Origin of the sequence: Nannocystis bainbridge (assembly GCF_028368995.1) — a bacterium.
GTDB lineage: Bacteria > Myxococcota_A > Polyangia > Nannocystales > Nannocystaceae > Nannocystis > Nannocystis bainbridge.
In genome coordinates, this window is the sequence record NZ_JAQNDL010000005.1 from 397,936 (window position 1) to 410,167 (window position 12,232).

Annotated in this window: 6 protein-coding genes; 4 read left to right on the forward strand and 2 right to left on the reverse strand. The window is 70.7% G+C overall.

The annotated features are described in order from the left end of the window. Positions 1 to 151: 151 nt before the first annotated feature. Together POL25_RS41935 and POL25_RS44800 are read right to left on the reverse strand one after the other, a co-directional pair. Complete coding sequence (locus tag POL25_RS41935; protein ID WP_272092061.1) at positions 152 to 1,522, reverse strand: sigma-54-dependent transcriptional regulator; 1,371 nt, start codon at positions 1,520 to 1,522, stop codon at positions 152 to 154. Beyond that, a complete protein-coding gene (locus tag POL25_RS44800) occupies positions 1,519 to 2,964 on the reverse strand; it encodes a sensor histidine kinase (protein ID WP_272092062.1) in 1,446 nt (481 codons plus the stop codon). Before POL25_RS44800 ends, POL25_RS41935 begins: the two co-directional genes overlap by 4 nt. 423 nt (positions 2,965 to 3,387) lie before the next feature. On the opposite strand from POL25_RS44800, the gene POL25_RS41945 reads away from it, so the two are divergent. The 4 genes from POL25_RS41945 (at position 3,388) to POL25_RS41960 (ending at position 12,230) form a co-directional block, all read left to right on the forward strand. Beyond that, positions 3,388 to 4,476 carry an efflux RND transporter periplasmic adaptor subunit gene (locus tag POL25_RS41945; RefSeq protein ID WP_373372152.1) on the forward strand — a complete coding sequence of 363 codons (1,089 nt, stop codon included), beginning with the start codon at positions 3,388 to 3,390 and terminating at the stop codon, positions 4,474 to 4,476. 11 nt (positions 4,477 to 4,487) lie between these two features. Next, entirely contained in the window at positions 4,488 to 7,781 is a 3,294-nt protein-coding gene (locus POL25_RS41950; protein WP_272092064.1) for an efflux RND transporter permease subunit, read from the forward strand. Continuing rightward, complete coding sequence (locus POL25_RS41955) at positions 7,774 to 9,213, forward strand: TolC family protein (RefSeq protein WP_272092065.1); 1,440 nt, start codon at positions 7,774 to 7,776, stop codon at positions 9,211 to 9,213. Before POL25_RS41950 ends, POL25_RS41955 begins: the two co-directional genes overlap by 8 nt. Positions 9,214 to 9,455: 242 nt before the next feature. Next, positions 9,456 to 12,230: an Eco57I restriction-modification methylase domain-containing protein gene (locus POL25_RS41960; RefSeq protein WP_272092066.1), complete on the forward strand. Its 2,775-nt coding sequence runs from the start codon at positions 9,456 to 9,458 to the stop codon at positions 12,228 to 12,230. The last annotated feature ends 2 nt before the right edge of the window (positions 12,231 to 12,232 follow it).

The window sequence follows — 12,232 nt, forward strand, 5'->3', positions numbered from 1 at the left end:
GGCCGCCCGCTCGCTGTTCGATGCATCTCACTCGCCGAGCAGCTCCGTCAGCCTCTTGATGTCGACCTCCATCCTCGACGCTCTGACCCCACCGCAGCGAGCTTCATGGCACTCGACGCGAGGATCGCCCGCTCGCGACTCGATGCCCCCCTCACTCGCTGAGCAGCTTCGTCAGCGTCTTGATGTCGACCCCCAGAGCCCGCGCCGCGTGGGCCTTCACCCCCCCGTTTTGAGCCACCGCCCAGCGCGCGTAACGGCGCTGGATCTCCCGCAGCGGCAGCACCGCGTCGCCGAACCCCGTGGATCCGCCCTCGCCTGCGTTCGGGTCCTCGCTGCCGAAGCCGCGGGGCAGGTCTGCCGGCGTGATCGTCTCGTTGCGCGACAGCAGCACCAGGCGCTCGATCAGGTGGGCCAGCTCGCGCACGTTCCCCGGCCAGCGGTAGGCCAGGAACGCCGCCATCACCTCCTCCCCGATCCGCCGCGGCGCCGCTGTCGGATAGCGGCGGCGCGCCGACTCGAGGTTCTGCTCGATCAGCAGTGGGATGTCCTCGCGGCGGTCGCGGAGCGGCGGGATCTCGAGCACCACCAGCGCCAGCCGATAATAGAGGTCCTCGCGGAACTCGCCCGCGCGCACCGCCGCCGCGAGGTCGAGGTTCGTCGCCGCCAGGATCCGCGTGTGGACCCGGCGCTCGCGGGTCCCGCCGATCGGGCGGATCACCCCGCGCTCGATCACGTGCAGCAGCTTGGCCTGCAGCGCCGTCTGCAGCTCGCCGATCTCGTCGAGGAACAGGGTCCCGTGGTCGGCCTCCGCGAACAGCCCCGGGCTCGCCTGCGTCGCCCCGGTGAAGGCTCCGCGCGTGTGGCCGAACAGCTCGCTCTCGAGCAGCTGCTCGGGGATCGCCGCGCAGTTGACCGCCACGAACGGCGCCGACGCGCGCTGGCTGCGGGCGTGCAGCGCCGCCGCGATCGTCGTCTTGCCGGTGCCCGTCTCGCCGGTGAGCAGCACTGGCACATCGGTGTCGGCGATGCGCGCGATCACCTCGAACACCGCCCGCATCGCCGTGCTGCGGCCGACCAGGCCCTGCGGCGCCGCGTCGTTCAGGCGCCGGCGCAGCTCCCCCGTCTCGCGGCGGAGCCGGCGGTCGTCGAGCGCGCGGCGCAGGAACAGCACCAGCTCGTCGACCCCGAACGGCTTCGTCAGGTAGTGGAACGCCCCGCGCCGGATCGCCTCCACCGCCGTATCGATCGCCGCGTACGCCGTCATCACGATCGTCGGCAGCTGCGGCACCAGCTCCTGCGCCTGCACCATCAGCGACACCCCGTCGCCGTGCTCGAGCCGCAGGTCGGTCACCATCGCGTCGAACTCGTGCGACTCGAGCCGCGCCAGCGCGGCCGCGGCGTCGCGCACCACGTGCACCTCGAAGCCGCGGCGGCCCAGCTGTTCGCCGAGCGCGTCGCCCCACTCCGGCTCGTCGTCGACCAGCAGCACGCGCGGGCGCAGGACCTTATGTTCGCTCGTCATGACATCTCCCGCGGCAAGCGCAGCGTCGCTATCGCGCCGCGAGGCGACCGCGCCGTCAGGGTGACCGACCCGCGGCTCATGCGGGCGATCTCGTTGGTGAGCGCGAGCCCCAGGCCGGTGCCCTGCGCCTTGCGCGAGAAGAACGGCTTGAGCAGCCGCTCGCGATCCTCCTCGCGCACGCCCTCGCCCTCGTCGAGCACCTCGAACACCACGTCCTCGCCCTCCTGGCGGATCCGCAGCGTCACGCAGCTGCCGCGCGGCGACGCATCGCACGCGTTGACCAGCAGGTTGACCAGCGCGTGCTCGACCAGCAATGCATTGACTCGTACGTCCGCCACGTCCGCCGCGATCTCCATCTCGAGCGCCACCTCGGCCGCCTGAAAGCGGTGCGCGATCAGGTCGTGCACCGCCTGCGCCAGCTTCGCCGGGGCCACCCGCGCCTGCTCCGGCATGCTGCCGCGCGCGACGCGGAGGAACCCCTGGACCACGTCGCGCAGGCGGTCGACCTGGCCGAGGATCGTGCGCGCGTCCTGCTCCTCCGGCGAGTCCTGCAGCGCCTCGCGCAGCGCCTCCGCCTTGACGCGGATGAGCCCCAGCGGCGTGCCGACCTCGTGCGCCACTCCGGACGCCAGCGTCAGCATCGTCGCCGTGCGGTTCTCGCGGGCCAGCACCGCCTCGCCGGCGCGCCGCTGCTCCGCCAGCTCGAGCTGGTGGCGCGCCAGCGCCTGCGCGCGGAACTCCCGGAACGCGAAGTAGCCGAACACCACCGTCGTGATGCCTGTCAGCAGCACCTTGATGATCACCCGCAGCATCCCTCGCCGGTCGCGCTCGACCTCCTCGCGGGTGCTGCCGACCACCGCCACGCGCCAGCTCCCGAGCGCCCCGCCGTCGGCCACCGCGACGCTGACGAACGCCGGATACTCCGGCAGCCCGAGCTGCAGCGCCTGCGCGTCGTTCAACATGCCGGTGTCCTGGCCGCGCGCCACCAGCTCCGCGAGCACCCCCGGCCCGGTGGAGCGGCCGTGCAGGTTGAAGAACCTCGCCGCTCCGGGCGGCTGCACGAACACCCGCTCGTCCGCCGAACCGAGGTGGTCGGCCGCGTGGAACAGCTCGCCGATCCGCACCTGCACCTCGCGCTCGCGCCCGTCCTCGCCGACGATGCGCGACCGCCACGTCCCCGCCGCGTCTGCTTGCGATGCTGTCGCCGCCGGCGAGTCGCGGACCAGGTTCGCCAGCTCCGCCGCCAGCTCCACCGACAGCAGCGACGCCAGGTTGCCCAGGCGCCGCTGCTCGCGCTCCATCGCCAATTCGGACTCCGCGTCCTCGAACCGGATCCCGACCAGCGCCACCGCGGCGACGCTGAGCACGGCGCCGAGGAGCAGCACGAGGCCGCTGATCCGCACACGGCTGCGTTCGGCGAAAGCGAAGGTCTGTCGGGTCACTGGCGGGTTCCTCGCCGAGGGTAGCGCGGTTCGTCGTTCGAGCTGCAATCCGCGCGCCACCCTCGCGCGCGGCCGCTGCGGCCCGGAAAATCGCCGACCCGCGCGGCCGAGGCGGCCGCCCGCTGGACCCGCCGATGGGAGCGGCTCCCCGTGCGACCAGGGAAAATTTCCAGGTCGGGCCGGCCCCCTCTGGATTTCATCAACGATCTCGCCCCGCTCCGTCCCCGGCATCGTCCGTGAAACAGCGTGAACCAGGCTTCGAGCCACGGTCCCGCGACGGGGCCGGCGGGTTCGGGCCGCGCGCCGGCAGACCGCGCGCGAGACAGGCGGACCTCGATGAACCACGACCTCCCAGGCGCCCCGCTGCGGCCCCGCACCTCCCTCGTCCTCACGCTCCTGCGCGCCTGCTTCGGCCGCGCCGCGATGCACCGATCGTGGCCGCGACTGCTCGCGCTCGCGGGCGTGCTCGTGCTGCTCGGCGTGACGGCCTGCCACGCGCCGCACCACAAGCACGAGGAGATCGGCGTGTTCGCCGTCACCACCCCGCTGCGCCAGGACACCGCGCTGACCCGCGAGTACGTGGCCCAGGTCCAGGCGATCCAGCACATCGAGGTGCGGGCCCAGGAGCGCGGCTATCTGACGGGCATCTACGTCGACGAGGGCCAGCGGATCGAGGAGGGCACGAAGATGTTCCAGGTCATGCCGCTCATCTATCGCGCCGACCTCCACCGCGCCGAGGCGGAGGCCGACATGGCCTCGATCGAATTCAAGAACACCAAGATGCTGGCCGACAAGGACATCGTCTCGCCGGCCGAGCTCGCGCTGGCCGGCGCCAAGCTCAATCGCGCCAAGGCCGAGCTGGAGCTCGCGCAGACGCACATGCGCCTCACCGAGATCCGGGCCCCGTTCACCGGCCTGATGGATCGATTCGTCGTCCGCCTCGGCAGCCTCGTCGAGGAGGGCGACCTGCTGACGACGCTGTCCGACAACCGGACCCTGTGGATCTACTTCAACGTGCCCGAGGCCGAATACCTCGACTACAAGGCCGACCCCGAGCAGACGACGGTCGTCCAGTTCAAGATGGCCAACAACCGGCTGTTCGACCAGCCGGGCCGGGTCGAGACGATCGAGGCCGACTTCGACAACACCACCGGCAACATCGCCTTTCGCGCGACCTTCCCCAACCCCACCGGCCTGCTGCGCCACGGCGAGACCGGCAACGTCATCGTCACCAGCCAGTACGCCAACGCGCAGCTGATCCCGCAGAAGGCGACCTTCGAGATCCTCGATCGCCGCTACGTCTTCGTGGTCGACGACGAGGGTATCGTCCATTCGCGCCCGATCGCCGTCGCCGCCGAGCTCCCGCACGCCTTCATCGTCGAGAGCGGCCTCGAGGACTCGGACCACATCCTCCTGGAGGGGCTGCGCAAGGTCCAGGACGGCACCCACATCGAAGTCAAGTTCGAGGAGCCCGCCGAGGTGTTCGCTCACCTCGACCTCCACGCCGAATAGAGGGTGACAGCATGTTCGCCAAGATTCTCCATCGACCGGTGCTCGCGATCGTCGTCTCGGTCCTGATCGTCCTCCTCGGCCTGCTGGCGATCCGCTCGCGCCCGGTCTCGCAGTTCCCCGAGATCGCGCCGCCGCAGGTCCAGATCACCGTCTCCTATCCGGGCGCCAGCGCCGACGTGCTCGTGCAGTCGACGCTCATCCCGCTCGAGCGCGCCATCAACGGCGTGCCCGGCATGCGCTACCTGTCCTCCGACGCGACCAGCGCCGGCGAGGCCACGATCCAGGTCATCTTCGACCTCGGCACCGACCCCGACCAGGCGATCATCAACGTCAAGACCCGCATGGACCAGGTGATGAACCAGCTGCCGAAGCTGGTCCAGCTCGAGGGCGTCGTGCTCATGCGCGTGCAGCCGAGCATGTTGATGTACGTCAACCTCTACAGCACCGCCGCCGACGCCGACGAGAAGTTCCTGTTCAACTACGCCAACGTCAACATCCTGCCGGAGATCATGCGGGTCAAGGGCATCGGCCAGGCGCGCATCCTCGGCAGCCGCCAGTTCGCCATGCGCGTGTGGCTGAACCCCGACCGGATGCGGGCCTACAACGTCTCGGCCGAGGAGGTGATGACCGCGATCAGCGAGCAGAGCGTCATCGGTCGCCCCGGCCGCGTCGGTCAGGCCACCGGCAAGACCGCGCAGTCGCTCGAGTACGTGCTGGTGTGGGAGGGCCGCTACAACAAGCCCGAGCAGTACGGCGACATCATCGTGCGCGCCACCCCCGACGGCCACGTCCTCCACCTCAAGGACGTCGCCAAGGTCGAGCTCGGCAGCGAGTTCTTCAACATCTACTCCAACCTCGACGGTCACCCCTCGGCCGCGATCGTGCTCAAGCAGACCCTCGGCAGCAACGCCCAGGAGGTCATCGAGAACGTCAAGGCCAGGCTCGACGAGATCAAGGCCGCGAGCTTCCCGCCGGGCATGGACTACGCGGTCAGCTACGACGTCTCCGCGTTCGTCGACGCCTCGATCGACCAGGTCGTGCACACCCTCGCCGAGGCGTTCGTGCTGGTCGCCCTGGTCGTGTTCGTGTTCCTCGGCGACTGGCGCTCGACGCTGATCCCGACCCTCGCGGTGCCGGTGTCGCTGGTCGGCGCGTTCATCTTCATGAGCGCGCTCGACATCAGCATCAACCTCATCACCCTGTTCGCCCTGGTCCTGGCGATCGGCATCGTCGTCGACGACGCCATCGTCGTCGTCGAGGCCGTGCACGCCAAGATGGAGGCCAGGCACCTGCCGGTCTACGAGGCGATGAAGGAGGTCCTCAACGAGATCAGCGGCGCCATCATCGCCATCACCCTGGTGATGACCTCGGTGTTCGTCCCGGTCGCCTTCATGCCCGGCCCGGTCGGCGTGTTCTACCGCCAGTTCTCGGTCACGATGGCCGCTTCGATCGTGCTGTCGGGCTTCATCGCCCTGACGCTGACCCCGGTGCTGTCGGTGCTGATCCTCAAGCCCGTGCACGGCCACCGCCCCAGCCGCAACCCGATCACCCTGTTCGTGCGCGGCTTCGACCGCGCCTTCAACTGGGTCGCCGACCGCTACGTGCGGCTGATGCGGGCCATCCTGCGCCGGGTCTGGCTGACGATCCTGCTGCTCGGCCTGTTCGTGTACGGCATCTTCGCCGTCAACCGGGTCCTGCCGGCCGGCTTCGTGCCCAACGAGGACCAGGGCATCGTCTACGCCATCATCCAGACCCCGCCGGGGACCACCCTCGAGCGCACCAACGCGGCCGCCCGGAAGCTGCAGGACATCGCCCGCGCCATGCCCGAGGTCGCGTCGGTCTCGTCGCTGGCCGGCTACGAGATCCTCACCGAGGGCCGGGCCTCCAACGCCGGCACCTGCCTCATCAACCTCAAGGATTGGTCGGACCGCGACAAGTCGGTCACCGAGGTGATCGAGGAGCTCGAGGAGAAGTCGCGGGACATCGGCGCGGTGGTCGAGTTCTTCGAGCCGCCGGCGGTCCCCGGCTACGGCGCGGCCGGCGGCGTCTCCTTCCGCATGCTCGAGAAGACCGGCAGCAACGACTACTACGAGTTCGATCGCATCAACCAGGAGTTCATGGCCGCGCTGCGCGAGCGGCCCGAGCTGACCGGCCTCTTCACCTTCTACGCCGCCAACTACCCGCAGTACGAGCTCGTCATCGACAACCAAAAGGCGATGCAGAAGGGCGTCTCCATCGGCAAGGCGATGGAGAACCTCGACCTCATGATCGGCAGCTCGTACGAGCAGGGCTTTATCCGCTTCGGCTTCTTCTACCGCGTCTACGTCCAGGCCTCGCCCGAGTTCCGGGCGCTGCCGCCGGACGTGCTCAAGATGTACGTCAAGAACGACGCCGGCGAGATGGTCCCCTACTCGTCGTTCATGACGCTCAAGAAGCGCCAGGGCCCCAACGAGATCACGCGCTACAACATGTACAACTCGTCGGCCATCCGCGGCGGCAACGCGCCCGGCTACACCACCGGCGACGCCATCCAGGCCATCAAGGAGGTCGCCGCCGAGGTGCTGCCGCGCGGCTACGACATCGCCTGGGAGGGCCTGTCCTACGACGAGGCCCAGCGCGGCAGCGAGGCCATCTACATCTTCGGCGTCGTGCTGGTGTTCGTCTACATGGTGCTGGCGGCCCAGTACGAGAGCTTCATCCTGCCGCTGGCCGTGATCACCTCGCTGCCCGCAGGCGCGTTCGGCTCGTTCTTGATGCTCCAATTGATGGGCCTGGCCAACGACATCTACGCCCAGGTCGGCCTGGTCATGCTGGTCGGTCTGCTCGGCAAGAACGCGGTGCTGATCGTCGAGTTCGGCGTGCAGACCCAGCGCGAGGGCGCCAGCGTGTTCGAGTCGGCCGTCGCCGGCGCGCGGGCCCGGTTCCGCGCGATCCTCATGACCTCGTTCGCGTTCGTCGCCGGCCTCTACCCGCTGGTCGTGGCCAGGGGCGCCGGGGCCGTCGGCAACAACACCATCGGCGCGTCGGCGCTCGGCGGCATGGTCGTGGGCACCGTGTTCGGCGTGATCATCATCCCGGGGCTCTACTTCATCTTCGCCCACCTGGCGCGGTACGAGAGCTTCCTGCGGGTCGGCGGGCGCGCCGAGCCGCCGCCCCCGCCGGCCGCGCTGCCGCTGTCCGAGGTGTCGCTGGCGGCGCTGCTGGTCGACACGCTGGCCGACAACGACGCGTCGTCGACGACGCATTCGCCGGAGTCGGACACGACGCAGCCGACCGCGCTGCCGGAGGAGGACTCCGATGCGTAAGCGATGGCGATCGATCGCCGCCGTGACGGCGGCCTGCACCCTGTCGCTCGCGCTCGGCTGCGCCGGTCTGCTGGGCGACAACAAGGCCCGGGAGGCCAGCCAGGAGGTGCCGCAGTCGTTCGGCGCGCTGGCGACCGCGAGCGGCCCGAGCGTCGCGGTGCAGCAGCAGTGGGACTCGTTCTTCGCCGACCCCGATCTGCGGGCGCTGATCGAGACGGCCCTGAAGAACAACCAGCAGCTCAACATCCAGCTGCAGGAGATCATCATCGCCCAGAACAGCGCCGCGCGGCTGCGCGGCGACTACTTGCCGCGGCTCGAGGCGGGGGTCGGCGCCGGCGTCGAGAAGCCCGGCGAGCACACCGCGGAGGGGGTCGCCCACCGCCTTCACAACCTGCCGCGGCCGCTCGGCGACTTCCGCTTCGGCTTCGCGGCCTCGTGGGAGACTGACATCTGGAGCAGCCTGCGCAACGCCCGGAAGGCGGCGGTGCTGCAGTACGAGGCGTCGATCGAGGAGCAGCACTTCCTCGTCACCGAGATCGTGGCCGAGCTCGCCAACTCGTACTACGACCTGGTCGCGCTCGACATCCAGATCGAGATCCTCGACCGCAACATCGAGCTGCAGAAGAACGCGCTCGAGGTGGTCAAGCTCAAGAAGCTGGCGGCCCGCGACACCGAGCTCGGGGTCCAGCGGTTCCAGGCCGAGGTGCAGAAGAACCAGGGCCGGCGGTTCGCGCTCGAGCAGCAGCGGATCATCGTCGAGAACCGCGTCAACTTCCTGGTCGGGCGGTTCCCGCAGCCGGTCGCGCGCAACACCCGGACCTTCGAGGCCGCCCGGCCCGACATCGTCGCCGCGGGCCTGCCCTCGGACCTGCTCGACAACCGCCCCGACGTGAAGGCGGCCGAGCTGCGGCTCGAGGCGTCGAAGCTCGACACCCGCAGCGCGAAGGCCAAGTTCTACCCGTCGCTGCGGCTCGACGCCGGCATCGGCTTCGAGTCGTTCAACCTGCAGCACCTCGTCGATCCGCGGTCGCTGGCGTTCAACCTGGCCGGCGGCCTGGTCGCCCCGCTGCTCAACCGCGCGGCGATCAAGGCCGACTACCGCTCGGCCAACGCCCGCCAGGTCCAGGCGGTGTTCGACTACGAGCGATCGATCCTGCAGGCGTACACCGACGTGTACAACCAGCTGACCGCCATCTCGAACCTGCGCCAGCGCTACGACCAACTGGCGAGCCAGGTCGAGACGCTGCACGCGGCCATCGAGGTGTCGAAGGTCCTCTATCAATCGGCCCACGTCGATTATTACGAGGTGCTGATGATCGTGCGCGACTCGCTCGAGGCCGAGATGGACCTGATCGAGGCGAAGAAAGATCAGATGCAGGCGGTGGTGTCGATCTACCAGGCGCTGGGCGGCGGCTGGCGACAAAGCCAATGACCGCGGGCCGGGGGCGTTCGCCCGGCTTCGTGCGATGATTGGCGGCAGTGGTTCTCGGCGAGTCGTCGCTCTCGCCCGTGCGCCGATTCTCAGGGATGGTTGGCCGCCTGACGATTCACGGGCCGTGCGCGTAAGCAGGCGCCCGGGCCCGTGCGACGATTCGCGGCGGTGGTTCGTCGCCGTTCGGCGCGCTGGCCGCCCGCGCGGGCAGGCGCCCCGGGCCCGTGATACCCTGCCCACCCGTGCCTCGCCCCGGCAAACGCTCCGAGCCGCCCGCGCCGGTGCCCGGCGAAATGGCGCTGCGGGCCCTCCGCGAGCTCGTCGCGGGCTTCCCGGCCGACGCCGCGGCCACGGAGCCCGACCTCCGGCCGCTGCGCCGCGCGCTGGTCCGGCGGGTGACGCGATGGATGTTTCGCCTGCACGCCGGGGCGCGCGGGCTCGAGTGGGGTGATTCGCTGTGGCGCCTGTGCGCCGAGGCCGGGGATGCGCCGTCGCTCGCGCAGGCCCGCGCGCTCGCATGCGAGGACCTCGTGGACGGCCCGCAGCCGGACGCCGCGGCGGTGGGTCGGGCCCTGCAAGCCCTGCAAGCTGTCGACGATCCGCGAGCTTGGTACCGCGACCTCGACCTCGAGGCGCTCGGCGGGGTCCACGAGTCGCTGCTCGACTACCGCCTGCTGCGTCTGCGCGGGCCAGGGCTCGAGCTCGGCCCGGGGGACGTGGTGATCGATCTGGCGGAGATCCTGTCTCATGAGCCAGACGCGCGAATGGCCAGGGTCGCGGCCGCCGGTGGGTCGCCCGACGCCGCGCTGCAGCAGGCGCTGGTCTCGGCGCGCACGCCCGCGGAGGTCCTCGAGTCCCTGGCGCTGCGACCCCCGCGGCGAGCGCACCAGATCTTGCCGGCCGGGTCGCTGGTCGTGGCGCCAGGCGAGGATCGGCGGCGCGCCGGGGCTCACTACACGCCGCGCGGGCTGGCCGACCCGATCGTGAACACCGCCTTGGGCCCGCTGCTGGTGGCCCTGGGCGAGCGGCCGACGCCGACGCAGCTGCTGGCGCTGAAGCTGTGCGATCCGGCGACCGGCTGCGGGGCGTTCCTGCTGGCGGCCTGCCGCCTGCTCGGCGACCGGCTCGAGCGCGCGTGCCACGATCATGGTGTCACGATCGCGGCCGGGGTCGACGCGACCGCGCTCGCGCGCCGCGAGGTCGCCCTGCATTGCCTGCACGGGGTCGACAAGGACCCCGACGCCGCCGAGCTGACGCGGCTCTCGCTGTGGCTGCTGACCGGCGCAAGCGGCTCTCCGGACGAATTCATGAGCGCGGCGGTGCGCTGCGGCGACGCGCTGGTCGGGCTCGACCGGGCCCGTATCGCCGCGTTTTCATGGCACCCCGACGCGGACGAGCCAACGAGGGCGGAAGACCGCCCACATTCGCGCGAACGGCCGATCGGCGACGCGGCGGTCGCCGTGTTCTTCGCCCACGACAGCGACCGCCGCCGCGACGAGCAGCGCGAACGGCTGGCCCGCGCCACGGTGGAGCCGGCCCGCCGCGGCGACCCCGGGGCCCTCGCTGCCTTGACGCGCCTGGCGGCCGGGCTCGGCGACCTCGGGGTGCTGCCATTTCACTGGGAGCTCGAGTTCCCGACGGTGTTCGCCCGCGACGAGCCCGGGTTCGACGGCTTCATCGGCAACCCGCCCTTCTTTTGGGGCAACCGCATCGGCCGCGCGTTCGGCGATCGTTACCGCGATTGGCTGCTGCGCACCTGCCCGGGCGCGCACGGCAACAGCGACCTCGCGGCTTATTTTCTCCGGCGGTGCTTCGCCCTGCTGCGCCGGGGCGGCACGCTCGGGTTCGTCACCACCAACTCGATCGCCGAGGCCGACACCCGCGCCACCGGCCTCGAGCCGCTGCTGCGCGCCGGCGGCGTCGTCTACGAGGCGGTCCGCAGCGCCGCCTGGGACGGCGGCGCCAGCGTGCGCGTCGCCCACGTGTTCGTGATCAAGGGCCCGTGGTCCGGGGTGCGTCGGCTCGACGGCGAGGCGGTGACCGCCATCGGCAGCGACCTGCGGCGGCCGCGAGCGGCGTGGACGGCCGTGCGCCTGCGCGAGCGCGCGGGGGAGAGCTTCAAGGGCGTCGATTTCGGCGGCACCGGCTTCCTGCTGACACCCGCCCAGCGCGAAGCGCTCGTCGGCGCGGCGCCGCACGAGGCGGCCTGCATCTGGCCGGTGATGAACGCCAGCACCTTCACCTCGTCGCCGCACGTGCGGCCGGCCGGCTTCATCATCAACTTCACCGGGCTGACGCTGGCGGAGGCGGAGCAGTTCCCGCGCTGCCTGGCGATCGTGCGCGAGCGGGTGCTGCCGCGCCGCGCGATCGACAAGCGCAAGGCCCGGCGCGAGCGCTGGTGGCTCTACAACGAGGCCTGCAGCGGGCTTTATCGGGCGATCGCCGGCAAGGCCGCGGTGCTCGCCTGCCCCGTGGTCGCCAAGTACGTCACCTTCGCCCTCGTCGACGCCCACGCGGTGTTCACCAACGCGCTCAACGTGTTCACGTTCGACGACCACGCGTCCCTCGCGGTGTTGCAGTCCCGCGTGCACGAGCTGTGGGCCTTGACGCAAGGCTCGAGCCTGCGGGCCGACCCGCGCTACAACCCCTCCGATTGCTTCGAGACGTTCCCGATGCCGCCCGAGTGGCGACATTCGCATTTTCTCGCCGATGCCGGGCGGCGCTACGACGAATGCCGGCGCCGGATGATGATCGCCGGCGATATCGGTCTGACGCGCCTCTACAATCGCTTTCACGATCCAGCCGATCGCGCGGACGATATCGCCGAGCTGCGCGAGCTCCACGCGGCCCTCGATCGCGCGACCCTGACCGCCTACGGCTGGGACGACCTGGCGACGCGCGCGAGCGCGGAGTTCGCGGCCCGCGGCGACGGCACCCGCCTTGCGTGGCTGCCGGCGCTGGCCGACGCGCTGCTGGGCCGCCTCCTGACCCTGAATCAGCAGCGCGCCGGCGGGTGAGC

Excerpts from the sequence above, each read along its gene's own strand:
- POL25_RS41950 (WP_272092064.1), top strand. The coding sequence starts at position 4,488 with ATGTTCGCCAAGATTCTCCATCGACCGGTGCTCGCGATCGTCGTCTCG.
- POL25_RS41945 (WP_373372152.1), top strand. The coding sequence starts at position 3,388 with ATGCACCGATCGTGGCCGCGACTGCTCGCGCTCGCGGGCGTGCTCGTG.
- POL25_RS41955 (WP_272092065.1), top strand. The coding sequence starts at position 7,774 with ATGCGTAAGCGATGGCGATCGATCGCCGCCGTGACGGCGGCCTGCACC.
- POL25_RS41935 (WP_272092061.1), bottom strand. The coding sequence starts at position 1,522 with ATGACGAGCGAACATAAGGTCCTGCGCCCGCGCGTGCTGCTGGTCGAC.